We start from the raw sequence: 18,846 nt of genomic DNA, 5'->3' as shown, positions 1-18,846 counted from the left end.
GAATGGACGAGTCGGAACTCTTGGCGCTGCGCCGCCGTATCGATGCCATCGACGAGGAGATCCTCAAGCTGCTCTCCGAGCGCGGGCGCTGTGCGCGGCGCGTGGGCGAGCTCAAGCAGGGGGCGATCTATCGCCCCGAGCGCGAGGCGCAGGTGTTGCGCCGCATCGCCGCGCTCAACCCCGGGCCGCTGCCCGAGAGCGCCGTGCGCACCATCTTTCGCGAGATCATGTCGGCCTGCCTCGCGCTCGAGCAGCCGCTCAAGGTAGCCTATCTCGGCCCGGCCGGGACCTTCTCCGAGGCGGCCGCGCGCAAGCATTTCGGCAGCGCGCCGCAGTTCGTGTCGCTTGCTTCCATTGACGAGGTCTTTCGTGAGGTCGAGGCGGGCAACATCGACTACGGCGTGGTGCCCATCGAGAATTCGGTCGAGGGCATGGTAGGGGTCACACACGATTTGCTCCTGCTGCATCCGCTGCAGATCTGCGGCGAGGTGATGCTGCGCATCCACCAGCACCTCATGTCGCTCGCCCCGAGCCTTGCGGCGGTCAAGCGCGTCTATTCCCACGCCCAGTCGCTCGCGCAGTGCCACGAGTGGCTCTCGCGCCATCTGCCCGACGTGCCCTACGTGCCGGTGGCGAGCAACGCCGAGGCGGCGCGCCTTGCCGCGCAGGATCCGGACGCGGCGGCCATCGCCGGCGAGGCGGCGGCCGAGCGCTATGGGCTCACGGTGCTTGCGGCCAACATCGAGGACGATCCGAACAACACCACGCGTTTCCTCGTCATCGCCAAACACGACGCCGCCGGCCCTTCGGGGCGGGACAAGACTTCGCTCGTGTGCTCCGCGCCGAACAAGCCCGGCGCCATGCACCGTCTGCTCGAACCCTTGGCGCACTATGGCGTTAGTATGACCAAGCTGCAATCGCGTCCGGCCAAGAGCGGGCTGTGGGAGTATGTCTTCTACATCGACGTCGAGGGACATCGGCTCGACGAACCGGTGCGCCAGGCGCTTGCGGCGCTCGAGGAACGCGCCACCTTCCTCAAGCTGCTCGGTTCCTATCCGGCCGCGGCGTGGTGACTTTGGGCAACAGCGCGACGAGGAGAAGCTATGCGCGTCATCGATCACGTTCCGGCGGCGATTCGCTCGCTCGCCCCCTATCAGCCCGGCAAGCCCATCGAGGAGCTCGCGCGCGAACGCGGCCTGAACCCGGCCGACATCGTCAAGCTCGCCTCGAACGAGAATCCGCTCGGCATGAGTCCCAAGGCGCGGGCCACGCTGGAAGCGACTGCGGCCGAAGGGGCCCGTTATCCCGACGGCAATGGCTTCGTGCTCAAGGAGGCGATTTCCCGTAAATTCGGCGTCGCGCCCGAGCGCCTGGTGCTTGGCAACGGCTCGAACGACGTGCTGGAACTGGCCGCGCGCATCGTGCTGCAGCCAGGTACCGAGGCCGTGTATTCTCGATACGCTTTTGCGGTCTATCCGCTGGTGACGCAGGCGCTGGGGGCAAGGCCGGTCCAAGTGCCCGCCAGGGACTACGGGCATGACCTCGAGGCGATGCTCGCAGCGATCACCCCGCGTACGCGCGTCGTCTTTCTTGCCAATCCGAACAATCCTACCGGCACTTTCGTGTCCGGCGAGGCGCTGGCAGCGTTCCTCGAACGGGTACCCGAGGACGTGCTGGTGGTGCTCGACGAGGCCTACGGAGAATACCTCGATCCTGCCGAGCGCTACGACGCGCTCTCCTGGGTCGATCGCTTCTCCAACCTGCTCGTGTGCCGGACGTTTTCCAAGATCTATGGGCTTGCCTCGCTGCGTGTGGGCTACGGCGTGGCGCGTCCCGAGCTCGTCGATGTGATGAACCGCATCCGGCAGCCCTTCAATGTCAATTCCTTCGCGCTTACGGCAGCGGCAGCGGCGCTCGAAGACGAGGCGTTCGTCGCGCGCAGCGCCGAGCTCAACCGCCGGGGTCTGCAGCAACTCTATGAAGGATTCGCGCGGCTGGGATTGCAGTGGGTGCCCTCGCGCGGCAACTTCGTGATGGTGCACGTGGGCGATGCGGCGGCGGTCAACGAGGCGCTGCTCGATCGCGGCGTGATCGTGCGGCCGATCGCCGGCTACGGTCTGCCCGAGTGGCTGCGCGTCACCGTGGGTCTGCCCGAAGAGAACGCCCGCTTTCTCGAAGCGCTCGCCGACATTCTTCCCACCTGAGGGGGTCCCATGAAGACGAAACCGGTGGGACGCCTGGTCGTGTGCGGTGTCGGGCTCATCGGCGGCTCGTTCGCGCTCGCCCTCAAGGCGGCCGGCCTGGTGCGCGAGGTGGTGGGCGTGGGGCGTTCGCAGGCGTCCCTCGAGCGGGCGCTCGCCTTGGGGGTGATCGATCGGGCCGCCGCGGACTGGGCCCAGGCGCTCGCCGGGGCGGAAGTCGTGCTGCTCGCCATGCCGGTGGGGCAGACGGAGGCGGTGGTCAAGGCCATGGCGCCGCATCTGGCGCCGGGCACCCTGGTCACCGATGCAGGCAGCACCAAGCGCAACGTGATCGAGGCGTTTTACCTGCACCTGGGAGGACATCTGGCGCACGCCGTGCCGGGGCATCCCATCGCCGGGGCGGAGAAGAGCGGCTGCGAGGCGGCCGATGCGACGCTCTTTCGCGGCCGCAAGGTGGTGCTCACACCGCTGCCCGAGAACGAGCCCGGTAGCGTGCTGCGCGTGGCGCAGCTCTGGCAAGCCTGCGGCGCGATCATCCGCGAGATGTCGCCGCAGGAGCACGACCGCGTCTTCGCCGCGGTGAGCCATCTGCCGCACGTGCTCGCCTACGCCCTGGTGCACGACCTCGCCGAGCGTGCCAACGCCGAGCAGCTCTTCGAGTACGCCGCGGGCGGCTTTCGCGACTTCACCCGCATCGCCGCGAGCCATCCCGAAATGTGGCGCGACATCTGCCTCGTCAATCGCCAGGCGATCCTCGCCGAGCTCGATCAGTATCTCTCGGAGCTCGCCTTCATCCGCGCCCTGCTGCTGTCGGCCAACGGCCCGGGACTGGAGGAGGTCTTCGCCAAGGCGCGCGCGGCGCGCATGGCCTGGGGCGAGCGCTACGTCAACGACGCCAACGGCGGAGGTTCCGACGAATGAGCGCCTTCCTCGATTTGCCACCTGCGCGGTGCGCCCAGGGCAGCGCGCGGCTGCCGGGCAGCAAGAGCATCTCCAATCGCGTGCTGCTGCTCGCGGCGCTCGCCGAGGGTGACACCCACATCCATGACCTGCTGCACTCCGACGACGTCGCGCGCATGCTCGAGGCGCTCGAGGCGTTGGGCGTGCGCTGGGAGCGCACCGGCGCGCACGACTACGTGGTCCATGGCACGGCTGGCGCTCCCTTCCCGGTGCGTGAGGCCGAGCTCTTCCTAGGCAATGCGGGTACGGCCTTCCGGCCGCTCACCGCCGTGCTCGCCTTGATGGACGGGGAATACCGCCTGCGCGGGGTGCCGCGCATGCACGAGCGGCCCATCGGCGATCTGGTCGAGGCTTTGCGTCAGCTTGGGGCGCGCATCGACTATCTGGAGAACGAGGGCTATCCGCCGCTCGCGATCCATCCGCCCGCGCCCGTCTCCGTCGAGACCGTCCGTATCCGGGGCAACGTCTCCAGTCAATTCCTCTCGGCGCTCCTCATGGCGCTGCCCTTGCTCGGCCGGCCGATCACCGTCGAAGTCGTAGGGGAGCTCATCTCCCGTCCCTACGTGGCCCTCACCCTCGCGCTGATGGCGCGATTCGGCGTGGAACTCGTCGAGCGCGACGGGCGCTTCCACTACGATGGCCAGGCGCGCTACCGCTCGCCAGGGGAAGTCTACGTCGAGGGGGATGCCTCTTCGGCTTCCTATTTCCTCGCCGCCGGGGTTCTGGGCGGTGGACCGGTGCGCGTCGAGGGCGTGGGGCGGACGAGCCTGCAAGGCGACGTGCGTTTCGCCGAGGCCCTGGAGGCGCTCGGCGCCCGGGTCGCGATGGGAGAGAACTGGATCGAGGCGTCTGCCCCTGAAAACGGCCGACTGCGCGCCTTCGACCTCGATCTCAACCACATTCCGGATGCGGCGATGACGCTGGCGGTCGTGGCGCTCTTCTGCGAGGGGCCGTCTCGCCTGCGCCACATCGGCAGCTGGCGGGTGAAAGAGACCGACCGCATCGCCGCCATGGCCACCGAGCTGCGCAAGCTCGGCGCCACGGTCGAGGAGGGGCCGGATTTTCTCGTCATCACCCCGCCCGAGCGGCTGCAGCCGGCGGCGATCGCCACCTACGACGACCATCGCATGGCGATGTGCTTTTCGCTGGCGGCTTTCGGCGACATCTACGTGCGCATCCTCGAGCCCGAATGCGTCAACAAGACGTTTCCCGAGTATTGGCAGGTGTACCGCTCGGTGGTACGGCCGGTGCCGGTGGTGGCGATCGACGGGCCGACGGCAAGCGGCAAGGGCACGGTGGCGGCGCGCCTGGCCGAGCGGCTTGGCTGGCACTATCTCGACAGCGGTGCGCTCTACCGGCTGGTCGCGCTCGCGGCGCTGCGCCGCGGCCTGGCGACCGAGGATGCCGCGATGCTCGCGCGGCTTGCGCGCGACCTGGACGTGCGTTTCTCCGGCGATCGCATCCTTCTTGCCGGCGAGGACGTGACCGAGGCCATCCGGACGGAGGACGTCTCCGCCGCGGCCTCACGCATCGCCGTACACGGCACCGTGCGCGAGGCGCTCCTTGCGCGCCAGCGGGCTTTCCGCCGCCGTCCGGGGCTCGTGGCCGAGGGGCGCGACATGGGCTCGGTCGTCTTCCCCGATGCCGAGCTCAAGGTCTTTCTCACCGCCTCCGTCGAAGTGCGCGCCGAGCGGCGCTTCAAGCAGTTGATCGACAAAGGAATGTCTGCTAGCATTGAAAGATTGCGTGAAGAGCTCGAGGCGCGCGACCGGCGGGACCGGGAACGCGCCATCGCCCCTCTGCAGCAATGCCCCGACGCCTTGCGGCTCGACACGTCCCACATCGGCGTGGAAGAGGCCGTGGAGGCCATTTTCGATTGGGTCCGGACGCGCGGGCTTGCGTGATCCGGGAATTTTCATTCACTCTTTTTGTCTTGCGTTTTTCCTGATGGAGAAACGTCTTTGGAAACCGAAACGATGAACTCAACCGCCGTAGCCACTCAACCCACCGAAACCCAAGAAAGCTTCGCCGATCTCTTCGAGCAAAGCCTCGTGCTGCAGGAGATGACGCCGGGGCAGGTGATCACCGCCGAGGTCGTCGGTATCGACGACAACTTCGTCATCGTCAATGCCGGCCTGAAGTCCGAGAGCTACATCCCCAAAGAAGAATTCATGAACGACCGCGGCGAGCTCGAAGTCAAGGTCGGTGACTTCGTGCACGTGGCGATCGAGGCCCTCGAAGACGGCTACGGCGAAACGCGCCTGTCGCGCGAGAAGGCCAAGCGCCTGGAAGCCTGGAACGAGCTCGAGCAGGCTTTCGAAGAAGGCCGCATCGTCAAGGGGGTGGTCACCGGCCGCGTCAAGGGCGGCCTCACCGTCATGGTCAATGGATTGCGCGCCTTCCTGCCCGGTTCCCTCGTCGACATCCGCCCGATGAAGGACACCACCCCGATCGAGGGTAAAGAGCTCGAGTTCAAGGTCATCAAGATCGACCGCAAACGTAACAACATCGTCGTGTCGCGCCGCGCCGTGCTCGAAGAGACCATGGGCGAGGATCGCGAAAAGCTGCTCGAGTCCCTGCAAGAGGGCTCCATCGTCAAGGGTGTGGTCAAGAACATCACCGATTACGGCGCCTTCGTCGACCTGGGCGGCATCGACGGGTTGCTGCACATCACCGATCTCGCCTGGCGCCGCGTGCGCCATCCGTCCGAAGTCGTCAACGTCGGCGACGAGGTCGAGGCCAAGGTGCTCAAGTTCGACCGCGAGAAGATGCGCGTCTCCCTGGGCTTGAAACAGCTCGGCGAGGATCCCTGGGTCGGCATCTCCCGCCGCTATCCGGCCGGCACGCGCCTGTTCGGCAAGGTCACGAACCTCACCGACTACGGCGCTTTCGTGGAAATCGAGCCGGGCATCGAAGGGCTGGTGCACGTCTCCGAGATGGACTGGACCAACAAGAACATCCACCCGAGCAAGGTGGTGCAGGTCGGCGACGAAGTCGAGGTGATGATCCTGGAAATCGACGAGGACCGCCGTCGCATTTCGCTCGGCATGAAACAGTGCAAGCCCAACCCGTGGGAAGAGTTCGCCCAGAATCACAAGAAAGGCGACAAGGTCCGCGGCCAGATCAAGTCGATCACCGATTTTGGCGTCTTCATCGGCCTGGAAGGGGGCATCGATGGCCTGGTGCACCTCTCCGACCTCTCCTGGACCGAGCCGGGTGAGACGGCCGTGCGCCGCTACAAGAAAGGCGACGAAGTCGAGGCCGTGGTGCTCGCCGTCGACGTCGAGCGCGAGCGCATCTCGCTGGGCATCAAGCAGCTCGAGGGCGACCCCTTCACCAACTACATCGCCACGCACGAGAAGGGCTCCGTGGTCACCGGTACCGTCAAGTCGGTCGAACCCAAGGGTGCCGTGATCCAGCTCGAGGACGAGGTAGAGGGCTATCTGCGCGCCTCCGAGGCGGCGGCGCATCGCGTCGACGATCTCACCCAGCTCCTGCACGAAGGGCAGCAGGTGGAAGTGGCCATCGTCAACGTCGATCGCAAGAACCGCAGCATCAATCTGTCGATCCGCGCCAAGGAGCAGGCCGAGCAGACCGAAGCGCTCAATCGCCTCTCTGGCGAAGGCGCGTCCGCCAGCGGCACCACCAGCCTGGGGGCACTGCTCAAAGCCAAGCTCAACGAACAGAAACAGTCCTGATCGACCAGCGGCCATGACCCGTTCCGAATTGATCGAACGGCTGGCCGCGCGTTTCCCGCAGCTACCGTCCAAAGATGTGGAGCTTGCCGTGAAACTGATCCTGCAGGCGATGGGCGAGACGCTCGTCGCCAATGGCCGCATCGAAATCCGCGGCTTCGGCAGTTTCACGCTCACGTATCGCCCGCCGCGCATGGGGCGCAACCCGAAAACGGGTCTGCCCGTGCCGGTGCCGGCGAAATACGTGCCGCATTTCAAGGCGGGCAAGGAGCTGCGTGAACGCGTGGACCGGCACAAGGCCCCGGAGCCGGCGGCCGTGTGTTGACGGCACCTCGACTAACCTGCTGCGCGACGGTCTTTCGAGGCGCCTTTGAGCGCCTGGCGCTCGTCCCGAGAGAGGCGGCCCGCGAGGGCCGCTTCTTTTTTTTCGTCCGGCTTGGGATAATCGCACGGTGCGGACAGGGGTTCCGCCAACCAGGGGAAACGAGATGCGAATGTTCGTTTGGGTGCTCCGGTTCGTCGTCTTCGGCGTGCTCGTCGCCTTCGCGGCGCAAAATCATGCGCCGGTGACCGTGGAATGGTTCGGCCGGCAATGGCAGGCGCCGCTCGCCGTGGTGCTGCTCGTCGCGGCCCTGGTGGGAATCCTGCTCGGCCTGAGCTTCACGTTGGGTACCCTCATGCGCCAGAAATGGACGCTGTCCCGCCTTCGTCGCCGTCTGGAGACGGCGGAGCGCACGAACGAGAACCCTGACCGCACGCTGCCTACCGCATGAACGAACTCCAACTCTGGTGGCTACTGCTGCTGCCCGTTTTCTTCGGCGTGGGCTGGGTGGCCGCGCGCATCGACATGCGCCAGGTGGTGCGCGCTTCGAGCCGCCTGCCGCGTATCTACCTCACGGGGCTCAATCACCTGCTGCACGACGAACTCGATCAGGCGATCGAGGCGTTTCTTTCTGCCGCGCGTGAGAACCCCGCCACGCTGGAACTGCAGCTGGCGCTGGCGGTGCTCTTTCGCCGGCGCGGTGAATTCGATCGCGCGATCCGCGTTCATCAGGAACTGCTCGCGCGCGAGGATTTGAGCGAGGAGCGTCGCAGCGAGATCCTTGCCGAACTGGCGCTCGATTATCACAAGGCCGGATTCTTCGACCGTGCCGAAGCGCTCTACGCCGCCTTGCAGCAGACCGAGCGCAAACATTGGGCGCTCGCCCAGCTGCTGGAGATCTATCAGGTCGAGAAGGACTGGCGCAAGTGCATCGACGTGGCTACGCGCCTGGCGCGGGACGATAGCCCCGTCTGGCGCGTCCGGCTCATCCATTACCACTGCGAGCTCGCGGCGCTCGCGCTGACTGCCGAACGCTGGGACGAGGCCGGGCACCACCTCGAGCAGGCGCGCGCGATCGAGCGGCACGCCGTGCGTCCGATTCTGCTCGAAGGAGAGCGGCATTTCCTGCAGGGACGGTTCGAGGCGGCGTTCGAAGAGTGGCTCACGCTCGAGCGTATCGCCGTGGAGCATCTGCCGCTGGCGATCGACCGGCTCATGGCGGTGGCCGAACGCTGCGGCTGGCAGGCGAAGCTCTTGAAGCGCATGCGGCAGTGGCTGCACCGCTACCCGCAGCTCGACCTGGTCGAGCGCTATGTCGAGTTCGAGGCGCGCCACGGCGAGCCGGCCACGGCCATGCGCCTGTTGCAAGGGCTGCTGCGTCAGCAGCCCAGCCTCATCGTGCTCGACGAATACCTGCTGCTGGTGGCGCGCCACGTCGATCCGGCCTGGCTCGCCGACGTCGAGCGCGTGCGGGAGGTGGTGCACGGCTACGTGCAGCGGCTGGCGCGCTATCGCTGCACGCAATGCGGCTTCAAGGCGCGGCGCCACCTGTGGCGCTGTCCTGCCTGCGGTCAATGGGAGACGTTCGGCCCGGCGCGCGTCATCGAGATCGACGCGATCGCCGGTCATTGAGAGGAACGAGTGATGTTCGAGACGATAGAATCCTGGGTGGGCAAGACGCCGCTCGTGCGTCTGCAGCGTCTGGGGGCGGGGGAGAACAACGTGTTGCTCGCCAAGCTCGAGGGCAACAATCCCGCCGGTTCGGTGAAGGATCGCCCGGCGCTGGCCATGATCCGCGGTGCCGAGGCCCGCGGCCAGATCAAGCCGGGCGACACGCTCATCGAGGCCACCAGCGGCAACACCGGCATCGCGCTCGCCATGGTGGCGGCGATCCGGGGCTATCGCCTGATCCTGGTGATGCCGGAAAACCAGAGCGTCGAACGGCGCCAGATCATGAAGGCTTATGGCGCCGAACTCGTGCTCACGCCCAAGGGCGGCGGCATGGAGCTCGCCCGCGACGTCGCCGAGCAAATGCAGCGCGAAGGCAAGGGCGTCATCCTCGATCAGTTCTCCAATCCCGACAACCCCCGGGCGCACTACGAAACCACCGGTCCCGAGCTGTGGGAGCAGACGGCGGGGCGCATCACCCACTTCGTCTCCAGCATGGGCACGACCGGCACCCTCATGGGCGTGGCGCGCTACCTCAAGGAAAAGAATCCTGCCGTCGTCACCGTCGGCTGCCAGCCGGAGGAAGGATCGCAAATCCCGGGCATCCGCAAGTGGCCTGCGGAATATCTGCCGAAGATCTATCGCCCGGAGCTCGTCGACCGGATCGAACCGATCACCCAGGCCGAGGCCGAGGAAATGGCACGGCGGCTGGCGCGTGAGGAGGGGATCTTCGCCGGCATCTCTTCCGGCGGGGCGCTGGCAGCGGCCCTGCGCGTGGCTTCCGGGGTGCGCGATGCGGTCATCGTCTTCGTCGTGTGCGATCGCGGCGACCGCTATCTCTCCACCGGCGTCTTTCCCGCCTGACGATGAGTGCGCCGACGCTCGTTTTCGACCTGGAGACGATCCCCGACGTGGCAGCGTTGCGGCTGCTCCACGAGCTGCCCGACGCGCTGTCCGACGAGGAAGTGGTGGAATACGCCGCCCAGCGCCAGCGCGCCCGCAGCGGCAGCGACTTTCTGCCGCATCACCTGCAGCGCATCGTGACGCTGGCCGGCGTCTGGGACAATGGGCACGACGTGAAAGTGTTTTCACTGGCCGCGCCCGAACTGGACGAGGCCGAGATCCTGCGTCAGTTCTTCGCCGCCATCGACAAGAAACGCCCCCAGCTCGTGACCTGGAACGGCGGCGGCTTCGACCTGCCGGTGCTGCACTACCGCAGCCTGTTGCACGGCGTGCAGGCAAGCGCCTATTGGGAAGTGGGCGAGCGGGAGTCGGAATACCGCTACAACAACTACCTCGGGCGTTTCCACTGGCGCCATCTCGACTTGATGGACGTGCTCGCCGGCTACCAGACGCGCGCCGCCGCACCGCTCGACCAGATCGCCCGGCTGCTCGGTTTTCCCGGCAAACTCGGCATGGACGGCGGGCAGGTGTGGGGCGCCTGGTGCCGGGGCGAAGCCGCGGCGATCCGGGCGTACTGCGAGACCGATGCCGTCAATACCCATCTCGTCTTCCTGCGCTTCCAGTGGCTGCGCGGCAAGCTCGACGAGAGGGAACTGAAGTCCGCTCTCGATCGCCTGCGCGAACATCTCGAAAAACTCCCCGGTGCGCACTGGCGCGAATTTTTGGCGCAGTGGCCCTTGACAGCCGCCGATCCGAAGATATAATCCCCACCTCTAACAGGCGCGTAGCTCAGTTGGTTAGAGCACCACCTTGACATGGTGGGGGTCGTTGGTTCGAGTCCAATCGCGCCTACCAGATTCTAGGAGCTTCTCATGATCCGAACTACCCTGCGCTCTTCCTGACCGCCTCACCGGGGAAGAAGCTCCTGTACCAAGAATGCGGCCCGGTGGCCGCATTTTTTTTGCCTGCGAGACACGAACATGATTCGAATCACCCTGCCCGATGGATCCATCAAGGAATTCCCCGCGCCCGTGACGGTGCGCGAAGTGGCCGAGTCGCTCGGCCCGGGGCTTGCCAAGGCCGCGCTCGCCGGCAAGGTCGACGGGCGTCTCGTCGATCTGTCGCACCGCATCGAGCACGATGCTCGCGTCGAGATCGTCACCGATCGCAGCCCCGAAGGTCTGGAGATCCTGCGCCACTCCACCGCGCATCTGCTCGCGCACGCCGTCAAGGAGCTCTTTCCCGAGGCCCAGGTGACCATCGGCCCGGTGATCGAAAACGGCTTCTACTACGACTTCGCCTACGACCGTCCTTTCACCCCCGAGGATTTGGAGAAGATCGAAGCCCGCATGCGCGAGCTCGCCTCCCAAGCCATCCCCGTGGTGCGTGAGGAGTGGCCGCGCGACCAGGCGATCGAATTCTTCAAATCCCTCGGGGAGCACTACAAGGCCGAGATCATCGCCTCCATTCCCGAAGGGGAGACCATTTCCCTCTACCGGCAAGGTGGCTTCATCGACCTGTGCCGCGGTCCGCACGTCCCCTCCACCGACAAGCTCAAAGCCTTCAAGCTCACCAAAGTGGCCGGAGCCTATTGGCGGGGCGATGCGCGCAACGAGCAGCTGCAGCGCATCTACGGCACCGCCTGGCCCGACGAGAAGTCGCTCAAGGCCTATCTGACCCTGCTCGAAGAGGCCGAGAAACGCGATCATCGGCGGCTCGGTCAGCAACTCGACCTCTTCCACTTCGAGGACTGCGCGCCCGGCGCCGTCTTCTGGCATCCCAAGGGCTGGCGCATCTTCCAGGCCCTCATCCAGTACATGCGCGCCCGCCAGGAAGCGGCCGGCTACGTCGAGGTCAACACCCCCGACGTCATGGACCGCTCGCTGTGGGAGCTCTCCGGCCACTGGCAGAACTATCGCGACCACATGTTTACCACCCAGACCGAGGACGGTCGCGTCTTTGCCTTGAAGCCCATGAACTGCCCCGGGGCGGTGACCATGTTCAAGCACGGGCTGCACAGCTACCGCGATCTGCCGCTGCGCATGGCCGAATTCGGCAAGGTGCACCGCTACGAGCCTTCCGGCGCCCTGCACGGGCTGCTGCGCGTGCGCCACTTCACGCAAGACGATGCGCACATCTTCTGCACCCCCGAGCAGATGGAAGAAGAGTGCCGCACCGTCGTGCGTCTCATCATGGACATCTACAAGGATTTCGGCTTCGAGCAGGTGCGCGTCAAGCTCTCCACCCGCCCCGAACACCGCATCGGCAGCGACGAGATCTGGGATCGGCTCGAAGGGGCGCTCGCACGGGCGCTCGAATCCATGGGCATGAGCTACGAGCTCTTCCCTGGCGAGGGCGCCTTCTATGGGCCCAAGCTCGAATTCGTGCTGCGCGACGCCATCGGCCGCGACTGGCAGTGCGGCACCCTGCAAGTCGACATGAATCTGCCCGAGCGCTTCGACCTCGAATACGTGGCCGAGGACAACACGCGCCAACGGCCGGTGATGCTGCACCGGGCGCTCTTCGGCTCGCTCGAGCGCTTCACCGGGATCCTCATCGAACACTACGCCGGGGCGCTGCCCGCCTGGCTCGCGCCGGTGCAGGCCGTGGTGCTCAGCATCGCCGAGCGTCATGCCGAGTATGCACAGCAGGTGGCCGATGCGCTGCGACGCCAAGGTTTTCGCGTCGAGACCGATTTGCGCAACGAAAAGATAAACTATAAAATCCGCGAGCACAGTGTGCACAAAATCCCTTACCTGCTCGTCGTCGGCGACCAGGAGCGGGAATCGGGAGGGGTGGCGGTGCGCGCCCGCGGCAACCTCAACTTGGGTTCCATGCCGCTCGACGGTTTCATCGCGCGTCTGCGCGAGGAGATCGAGCGCAAGTCGCCCGCCCCTGCGTCCAGTCAGACATAGGAGAGCAAGACCATCGCACAGGAAAAGAAAGTACGCGTCAACGACGAAATCGACGCGCCGCAAGTTCGCTTGATCGGAGAGGACGGAGAGCAGCTGGGCGTCGTGCCGCTCGCTAAGGCGCTGGCGGTGGCCGAGGAGGCGGGGCTCGATCTCGTCGAGATCGCGCCCATGGCCAATCCGCCCGTGTGCAAGGTGATGGACTACGGCAAGTACCGTTACCAGGAGCAGAAAAAAGCGCAGGAAGCCCGGCTCAAGCAAAAGCAGATCCAGGTCAAGGAAATCAAGCTGCGTCCGGGGACCGACGAGAACGACTACCAGATCAAGCTGCGCAACCTGCGCCGTTTCCTCGAAGAGGGGGACAAGGCCAAAGTCACGTTGCGCTTCCGCGGGCGGGAGCTGTCACACCAGGAGCTGGGCATGCGCCAGCTCGAGCGTATCCGCGAGGATCTGGCCGACATCGGCGTGGTCGAGCAGATGCCCCGGCTCGAAGGGCGGCAGATGGTGATGGTGATCGCGCCCAAGAAAAGCAAATAGATGATGGTCTTGCGCTTCGATTCGCGGTAAAATAAAAGCTTTCTCGCCGTCGTGGCGAGAAAGGGCGCCGCGGCGGTTCGGTCGCGGTGCACCACAAGTGAAGCCGGGCCCATAAACGCCTCCGCCGGAGGCTGCCTGGCGTCATGTCATAGGAGAGCCTTCATGCCCAAGATGAAAACCAAGAGCGGGGCCGCCAAGCGTTTCAAAGTGCGCTCGAGCGGCAGCATCAAGCGTTCCCAGGCGTTCAAGCGCCACATCCTGACGAAGAAAAGCCCCAAGCGCAAGCGCCAGCTGCGCGGCATGGTCGAGGTCCATCCGAGCGACCTGTCCCTCGTCAAGAAGATGATGCCTTACGCCTGATAGGAGAACGACATGCCTCGCGTCAAACGCGGTGTCACCGCCCGTGCCCGCCACAAGAAAGTCCTAGCCCTTGCCAAAGGCTATCGCGGCCGCCGCAAGAACGTCTACCGCATCGCCAAAGAAGCGGTGATGAAGGCCGGCCAGTATGCCTACCGCGACCGGCGGCAGCGCAAGCGCCAATTCCGTGCCCTGTGGATCGCCCGCATCAACGCCGCCGCGCGCGAGTGCGGCCTCACCTACAGCGCGTTCATGAACGGACTCAAGAAAGCCAGCGTCGAGGTCGACCGTAAGGTGCTCGCCGACCTGGCCGTGTTCGACAAGCCGGCATTTGCTGCTCTCGTCGAACGGGCGCGCGCCCAGCTCTCCGCCTGAGCCCACGAAGACGGCGGCGAAAGGGCAGCTCGAAGAACCGTCGCGAGCGGCTGCAGGGCAAGGCGCCCGGAGCGCAGGATGCGAGACCTATCGCCCAGATAGGCGAGCATCCGAGCACCGCGCAACACCGCCATGCAGCCGCGCAGCAGGTTATACGAGGTGTCCAAAAGGAGGCGCTTGCCTCCTTTTTTACTTTGGCAGCAGGAGCAAGCGATGATCGATCCGGATGGCTTGGTGGAATCGGCGCGGCAGGCATTTGCCGCCGCGGCCGATCCGGCCGAGTTGGAGCGCGTCAAGGCGCGTTTCCTCGGCAAGGCGGGCGTCGTCACCGAGGCGCTCAAAAGTCTGGCAAATCTTCCGCTGGAAGAGCGCAAGCGCGCTGGCGCGGCGATCAACCGGGCCAAGGCGCAAATCGAGACCCTGCTGGAGGAGGCGCGTGAGGCGCTCGCCCGGTGTCGGCTCGAAGCGCAGCTCGCCGCCCAGGCGCTCGACGTGACCCTGCCGGGGCGCAATGGGAGTATCGGCGGTCTGCATCCGGTCACGCGGACGCTGGAGCGCGTCGAGGCGCTCTTTCGCTCGATGGGCTTTGCTTCCGTCGATGGCCCCGAGATCGAGACCGACTGGCACAACTTCAGCGCGCTCAACACGCCGGCGGATCACCCGGCGCGCTCCATGCACGATACCTTCTATCTGCAAGGGCGCGACGACGTCGTGCTGCGCACGCACACCAGCCCCGTGCAGATCCGCGCCATGCTCGCGCATACCGCGCGGCATCGCGACGCGGCGTCGATGCCCGATCTGCGCGTCATCGTCCCCGGGCGCGTCTATCGTGTCGATTCCGACGCCACCCACTCCCCCATGTTCCATCAGCTCGAGGGACTGTGGGTCGGCAAGGACGTGGCGTTCGCCCACCTCAAAGGCGTCATCGCCTCCTTCCTGTGCGCCTTCTTCGAGACCGAGGCGCTCGCCGTGCGCTTTCGCCCTTCCTTCTTTCCCTTCACCGAGCCCAGCGCCGAGATCGACGTGCGCTTCACGAGCGGCGCACTCGAGGGCCGTTGGCTCGAGATCGCCGGCTGCGGCATGGTGCATCCCCAGGTGCTGCGCAACGGTGGCTTCGATCCCGAGTCGGTGCGCGGATTCGCCTTCGGCATGGGGCTCGACCGCCTCACCATGCTGCGCTATGGCATCAACGACCTGCGGCTCTTCTTCGAGAGCGACCTGCGCTTCCTCGCGCAATTCCGCTAAAGAGGCCCATCATGAAGTTTCCCGAACGCTGGTTGCGCGAATTCTGTGATCCCCCTCTCTCGGCGGAAGAACTCGGCGAGCGGCTCACCATGGCCGGGCTCGAACTCGAATCCCTCGAGCCGGCCGCGCCGCCCTTCAGCGGCGTGGTCACCGCCCGCATCCTCGGCGCCGAACCGCATCCCAATGCCGACAAGCTGCGCGTGTGCCAAGTCGACGTAGGGGGCGAAACGCCATTACAGATCGTCTGTGGCGCACCCAACGCCCGGGCCGGCATCGTCGTGCCCTGCGCCCTCGTCGGGGCCCAATTGCCGGGCGGGCTGGTAATCAAGCGTGCCAAGCTGCGCGGCGTCGAATCGCAAGGGATGCTGTGCTCGGCGCGCGAACTCGGTCTGAGCGAGGATCACTCGGGGCTGCTCGAACTCGACCCGGACCTGACACCCGGCCAGGACATCCGCCAGGTACTCGAACTCGACGAAGCCGTCTTCGACGTCTCGCTCACGCCCAACCGTGCCGACTGCCTCAGCATCCTGGGTATCGCGCGCGAGGTTTCGGCGCTCACCGAAGCGCCGCTGCGCCTGCCGCGCATCGATCCGGTCACGGCGACGCTGGACGCCGTCCGGCCTATCCAGCTGGCGGTCCCCGAAGCGTGCCCGCGCTACCTCGGTCGAATGATCCGTGGGGTCGATGCCAAGCGCCCCACGCCCGAATGGATGCGTCGCCGGCTCGAACGCAGCGGCGTGCGTGCCATCCATCTGCTCGTCGACATCACCAACTACGTGATGCTCGAACTCGGCCAGCCGCTGCACGCCTTCGACGAGGCCAGGCTGCGGGGCGGCATCACCGTGCGCTGGGCTCGGCCAGGCGAGTCCCTGTCGCTTTTGAACGAGCAGCGCGTCACACTCGCGCCCGACGTGCTCGTCATCGCCGACGAGGGAGGCCCCGTCGCGATGGCCGGCATCATGGGCGGCGAGGGCAGTGGGATCACGCTCGACACCACCGACGTCTTTCTCGAGAGCGCCTTCTTCGCTCCTGCCGCCGTGGCCGGACGCGCGCGTCGCTACGGGTTCGTCTCGGAAGCCTCGCATCGCTTCGAGCGCGGCGTCGATCCCGAACTGCCGCGCCGCGCCCTCGAGCGCGCCACTGCCCTCGTGCTCGAACTCGCTGGCGGCGCTGCCGGCCCCATCAACGAAACCGTCGCCCCCGAGCACCTGCCGCGCCGTGATCCCATCTGGTTGCGGTCCGAGAAAGTCCCTGACGTACTGGGCATCCCTTTATCATTCGATCGCATTCTCGCCCTGTTGCGGCGCGACTTCATCGACGTGCAGCAAAACGGAGGAGTGATCATCGCCCAGGCCCCGAGCTGGCGTTTCGATCTCGCCATCGAAGAAGACCTGATCGAGGAAGTCGCCCGACTGCATGGCTACGACGAGATCCCGGCGCTCACCCCGCTTGCACCCATGGCGCCCCTGCCCGTGCCCGAGGGCGAGCGCACGAACGCGGACGTGCGCGCCCGCCTCGTGCTGCGCGACTACCATGAAGTCATCACCTATGCCTTCATCGACGAGGCGCTCGAGCGCGAACTCCTGGCCAACGCCGCACCGATCCTGCTCACTAACCCGATCGCCCGGAACATGAACGCCATGCGCAGCTCCCTCTGGCCGGGGCTGCTGCAGGCGCTGCAGACGAACCGCAAGCGCCAGCAGGCACGCGTGCGCCTCTTCGAGCTCGGCCGCTGTTTCCTGCGCGACGAATCCGCCGATGCCGCCGTGCCCGGTTTCGCCCAGCCGCTGCGGCTCGCCGCGCTCGCTGCCGGCCCCGTCGTGTCCGAACAGTGGGGCGTCCCTTCCCGTCCGGTAGACTTCTACGATCTCAAAGGCGACCTGGAAGCGCTTCTCGCGCCGCTCGTCCCCCGCTTCGAGCCTGCCGCTCACCCCGCGTTGCATCCAGGACGCAGCGCGCGCGTGCTTCTCGAGGGGCGAGCCGTCGGCTGGATTGGCGAATTGCATCCCGAATGGGTGCAGCGGCTCGAACTCGGCACTGCGCCCCAGCTCTTCGAGCTCGAGCTCGACGCAATCCGCCGTCGCCCCGCGCCGCACTACGTTCCCGTGTCGCGCCAGCCCGTCGTGCAGCGAGACCTCGCCTTCGTGGTCGACGCGAACGTGCCGGCGCAGACCCTGCTCGATGCGTTGCGCAGCGAAGCCCCTGCTTGGGTGCGTCAGATCACGCTCTTCGACGTCTATCAGGGGCAAGGTGTCGAGCCAGGCAAGCGCAGCCTTGCCTTCCGCCTCACCCTGCAGCATGACGAGCACACACTCACCGACGAAGAGATCGACGCGCTGCTGCAGCGCCTGTGTGCCCAGATCGAGACGCAATTCGGTGCCCGCCTGAGGCAACAATGACGATGAGGAACATCCCATGACTGCCCAGCTCACCAAGGCCGAGCTCGCCGACATCCTGTTCGAGCGCGTCGGCCTCGCCAAACGCGAAAGCAAGGAGCTCGTCGACGCCTTTTTCGCCGAGATCGAAGACGCGCTCGAACGCGGCGAAACGGTTAAACTTTCCGGATTCGGCAATTTCGAGCTGCGCGACAAGCCGCAGCGCCCGGGGCGCAACCCCAAGACCGGCGAAGAAGTTCCCATCCCGCCACGGCGGGTGGTCACCTTCCACGCCAGCCAGAAGCTCAAACACGCCGTGGAGCGACTGACGCATGGAGAAGAAACCCGCTGAGGGCGGCGCCTTGCCGCCCATCCCACCCAAGCGCTACTTCACGATCGGCGAAGTAGCGCAGCTGTGCGACGTCAAACCCCACGTGCTGCGCTACTGGGAGCAGGAATTCACCCAGCTGCGACCCGCCAAGAGGGCCAATCGCCGCTACTATCAGCACCACGAAGTGCTCCTAGTGCGCCGCATCCGGCATCTGCTCTACGACGAAGGCTATACCATCGCCGGGGCGCGTCAGCGACTCGGCGAAGAGCACCTCGTCGAGGCCGCAGCCAGGGCGGCCCTCGAACAATTGCGCACCCGCGTACAGCAGGTTCGCGGAGAGCTCGAATCGCTCCTCGGGCAGTTGCGTAGCTGAAGAAAACCGCAAGGGGGCTTGCGTCGCGTCGCATGACTCCCTATAATTCGCCTCCCTGCCGCGGAAGCGGCGCCCTCCGTAAGGTAGAGGATGTTGGGAGGGGTTGACAGCGGTAGGGGAGTAAGGAATAATGCTGGTTCTGCCGCGCTGCTGAGGCGGTGTGGTGGGAAGGGAAGGTTCTTTAAGAATTTGGGGACAGCCGAGCGGTGTGGGTGCTGGCGAGGGGTAGAGCGCTGGCACGCGCATCGCAGGATGCGTGCGAGGTTTTTGGATTGAACCTGAGAGTTTGATCCTGGCTCAGATTGAACGCTGGCGGCATGCCTTACACATGCAAGTCGAACGGCAGCGGGCCCTTCGGGGTGCCGGCGAGTGGCGAACGGGTGAGTAATGCATCGGAACGTACCCGGGAGAGGGGGATAACCGGCCGAAAGGCTGGCTAATACCGCATGAACTCGGAAGAGCAAAGCGGGGGACCTTCGGGCCTCGCGCTCTCGGAGCGGCCGATGTCCGATTAGGCTAGTTGGTGGGGTAAAGGCCCACCAAGGCGACGATCGGTAGCGGGTCTGAGAGGACGATCCGCCACACTGGGACT

18 protein-coding genes, 1 tRNA gene and 1 rRNA gene are annotated in these 18,846 nt (G+C 66.0%); all 20 read left to right on the top strand.

Translation table 11 applies throughout. From position 1 onward, the window contains the following. The first annotated feature begins 2 nt into the window (after positions 1-2). A complete protein-coding gene (gene pheA, locus ASC37_RS09275; protein WP_055424119.1) occupies positions 3-1,073 on the top strand; it encodes a prephenate dehydratase in 1,071 nt (356 codons plus the stop codon). Between the two features lie 30 nt (positions 1,074-1,103). Beyond that, entirely contained in the window at positions 1,104-2,204 is a 1,101-nt protein-coding gene (gene hisC, locus ASC37_RS09270) for a histidinol-phosphate transaminase (protein WP_055424118.1), read from the top strand. Between the two features lie 9 nt (positions 2,205-2,213). Then, positions 2,214-3,122 (top strand): prephenate dehydrogenase, encoded by a 909-nt coding sequence (locus ASC37_RS09265; protein ID WP_055424117.1) that lies wholly within the window; start codon positions 2,214-2,216, stop codon positions 3,120-3,122. After that, positions 3,119-5,065 carry a bifunctional 3-phosphoshikimate 1-carboxyvinyltransferase/cytidylate kinase gene (locus ASC37_RS09260; protein ID WP_055424116.1) on the top strand — a complete coding sequence of 649 codons (1,947 nt, stop codon included), beginning with the start codon at positions 3,119-3,121 and terminating at the stop codon, positions 5,063-5,065. The genes ASC37_RS09265 and ASC37_RS09260 overlap by 4 nt, the downstream gene beginning before the upstream one ends. Before the next feature lie 72 nt (positions 5,066-5,137). Next, a complete protein-coding gene (gene rpsA / locus ASC37_RS09255) occupies positions 5,138-6,859 on the top strand; it encodes a 30S ribosomal protein S1 (RefSeq protein ID WP_055424147.1) in 1,722 nt (573 codons plus the stop codon). A gap of 13 nt (positions 6,860-6,872) precedes the next feature. Further along, entirely contained in the window at positions 6,873-7,181 is a 309-nt protein-coding gene (locus ASC37_RS09250; protein ID WP_055424115.1) for an integration host factor subunit beta, read from the top strand. A gap of 169 nt (positions 7,182-7,350) precedes the next feature. Then, entirely contained in the window at positions 7,351-7,629 is a 279-nt protein-coding gene (locus ASC37_RS09245) for a LapA family protein (protein WP_055424114.1), read from the top strand. Then, positions 7,626-8,810, top strand: a complete 1,185-nt coding sequence (locus ASC37_RS09240; protein WP_055424113.1) for a lipopolysaccharide assembly protein LapB — start codon at positions 7,626-7,628, stop codon at positions 8,808-8,810. The genes ASC37_RS09245 and ASC37_RS09240 overlap by 4 nt, the downstream gene beginning before the upstream one ends. 9 nt (positions 8,811-8,819) lie before the next feature. Beyond that, positions 8,820-9,710: a cysteine synthase CysM gene (cysM, locus tag ASC37_RS09235; protein WP_055424112.1), complete on the top strand. Its 891-nt coding sequence runs from the start codon at positions 8,820-8,822 to the stop codon at positions 9,708-9,710. Between the two features lie 2 nt (positions 9,711-9,712). Further along, entirely contained in the window at positions 9,713-10,513 is an 801-nt protein-coding gene (locus ASC37_RS09230; RefSeq protein ID WP_055424111.1) for a 3'-5' exonuclease, read from the top strand. A 14-nt stretch (positions 10,514-10,527) separates the two neighbouring features. Continuing rightward, a tRNA-Val gene (locus tag ASC37_RS09225) sits at positions 10,528-10,604 on the top strand. Between the two features lie 125 nt (positions 10,605-10,729). Continuing rightward, positions 10,730-12,664 carry a threonine--tRNA ligase gene (thrS, locus tag ASC37_RS09220; protein ID WP_055424110.1) on the top strand — a complete coding sequence of 645 codons (1,935 nt, stop codon included), beginning with the start codon at positions 10,730-10,732 and terminating at the stop codon, positions 12,662-12,664. 12 nt (positions 12,665-12,676) lie between these two features. Beyond that, a complete protein-coding gene (gene infC / locus ASC37_RS09215; protein ID WP_072247979.1) occupies positions 12,677-13,198 on the top strand; it encodes a translation initiation factor IF-3 in 522 nt (173 codons plus the stop codon). 162 nt (positions 13,199-13,360) lie between these two features. Further along, entirely contained in the window at positions 13,361-13,558 is a 198-nt protein-coding gene (rpmI, locus tag ASC37_RS09210) for a 50S ribosomal protein L35 (RefSeq protein WP_028873846.1), read from the top strand. Positions 13,559-13,570: 12 nt separating this feature from the next. Beyond that, positions 13,571-13,930 (top strand): 50S ribosomal protein L20, encoded by a 360-nt coding sequence (rplT, locus tag ASC37_RS09205; RefSeq protein WP_055424109.1) that lies wholly within the window; start codon positions 13,571-13,573, stop codon positions 13,928-13,930. A 213-nt stretch (positions 13,931-14,143) separates the two neighbouring features. Continuing rightward, a complete protein-coding gene (gene pheS / locus ASC37_RS09200; RefSeq protein ID WP_055424108.1) occupies positions 14,144-15,175 on the top strand; it encodes a phenylalanine--tRNA ligase subunit alpha in 1,032 nt (343 codons plus the stop codon). A gap of 11 nt (positions 15,176-15,186) precedes the next feature. Beyond that, positions 15,187-17,574, top strand: a complete 2,388-nt coding sequence (pheT, locus tag ASC37_RS09195) for a phenylalanine--tRNA ligase subunit beta (protein ID WP_055424107.1) — start codon at positions 15,187-15,189, stop codon at positions 17,572-17,574. A 16-nt stretch (positions 17,575-17,590) separates the two neighbouring features. Next, positions 17,591-17,902, top strand: a complete 312-nt coding sequence (locus ASC37_RS09190) for an integration host factor subunit alpha (RefSeq protein WP_055424106.1) — start codon at positions 17,591-17,593, stop codon at positions 17,900-17,902. Next, positions 17,883-18,254: a MerR family transcriptional regulator gene (locus tag ASC37_RS09185; protein WP_055424105.1), complete on the top strand. Its 372-nt coding sequence runs from the start codon at positions 17,883-17,885 to the stop codon at positions 18,252-18,254. Before ASC37_RS09190 ends, ASC37_RS09185 begins: the two co-directional genes overlap by 20 nt. A 274-nt stretch (positions 18,255-18,528) precedes the next feature. Further along, positions 18,529-18,846: ribosomal RNA gene (locus ASC37_RS09180) — 16S ribosomal RNA — on the top strand; the annotation flags it as partial.

The sequence above is a fragment of the Tepidiphilus thermophilus genome (assembly GCF_001418245.1).
GTDB lineage: Bacteria > Pseudomonadota > Gammaproteobacteria > Burkholderiales > Rhodocyclaceae > Tepidiphilus > Tepidiphilus succinatimandens.
Note: the sequence above shows the minus strand (reverse complement) of the source record. Positions and strands in the feature narration are given on the sequence as shown.

Bases quoted from the DNA above. Each gene is read 5' to 3' on its own strand.
- ASC37_RS09245 (WP_055424114.1), top strand. From the start codon at position 7,351: ATGTTCGTTTGGGTGCTCCGGTTCGTCGTCTTCGGCGTGCTCGTCGCC.
- ASC37_RS09240 (WP_055424113.1), top strand. From the start codon at position 7,626: ATGAACGAACTCCAACTCTGGTGGCTACTGCTGCTGCCCGTTTTCTTC.
- ASC37_RS09230 (WP_055424111.1), top strand. From the start codon at position 9,713: ATGAGTGCGCCGACGCTCGTTTTCGACCTGGAGACGATCCCCGACGTG.
- thrS (WP_055424110.1), top strand. From the start codon at position 10,730: ATGATTCGAATCACCCTGCCCGATGGATCCATCAAGGAATTCCCCGCG.
- rplT (WP_055424109.1), top strand. From the start codon at position 13,571: ATGCCTCGCGTCAAACGCGGTGTCACCGCCCGTGCCCGCCACAAGAAA.
- pheS (WP_055424108.1), top strand. From the start codon at position 14,144: ATGATCGATCCGGATGGCTTGGTGGAATCGGCGCGGCAGGCATTTGCC.
- pheT (WP_055424107.1), top strand. From the start codon at position 15,187: ATGAAGTTTCCCGAACGCTGGTTGCGCGAATTCTGTGATCCCCCTCTC.
- ASC37_RS09250 (WP_055424115.1), top strand. From the start codon at position 6,873: ATGACCCGTTCCGAATTGATCGAACGGCTGGCCGCGCGTTTCCCGCAG.
- ASC37_RS09265 (WP_055424117.1), top strand. From the start codon at position 2,214: ATGAAGACGAAACCGGTGGGACGCCTGGTCGTGTGCGGTGTCGGGCTC.
- hisC (WP_055424118.1), top strand. From the start codon at position 1,104: ATGCGCGTCATCGATCACGTTCCGGCGGCGATTCGCTCGCTCGCCCCC.
- ASC37_RS09190 (WP_055424106.1), top strand. From the start codon at position 17,591: ATGACTGCCCAGCTCACCAAGGCCGAGCTCGCCGACATCCTGTTCGAG.
- pheA (WP_055424119.1), top strand. From the start codon at position 3: ATGGACGAGTCGGAACTCTTGGCGCTGCGCCGCCGTATCGATGCCATC.
- ASC37_RS09260 (WP_055424116.1), top strand. From the start codon at position 3,119: ATGAGCGCCTTCCTCGATTTGCCACCTGCGCGGTGCGCCCAGGGCAGC.
- ASC37_RS09185 (WP_055424105.1), top strand. From the start codon at position 17,883: ATGGAGAAGAAACCCGCTGAGGGCGGCGCCTTGCCGCCCATCCCACCC.
- rpmI (WP_028873846.1), top strand. From the start codon at position 13,361: ATGCCCAAGATGAAAACCAAGAGCGGGGCCGCCAAGCGTTTCAAAGTG.
- rpsA (WP_055424147.1), top strand. From the start codon at position 5,138: ATGAACTCAACCGCCGTAGCCACTCAACCCACCGAAACCCAAGAAAGC.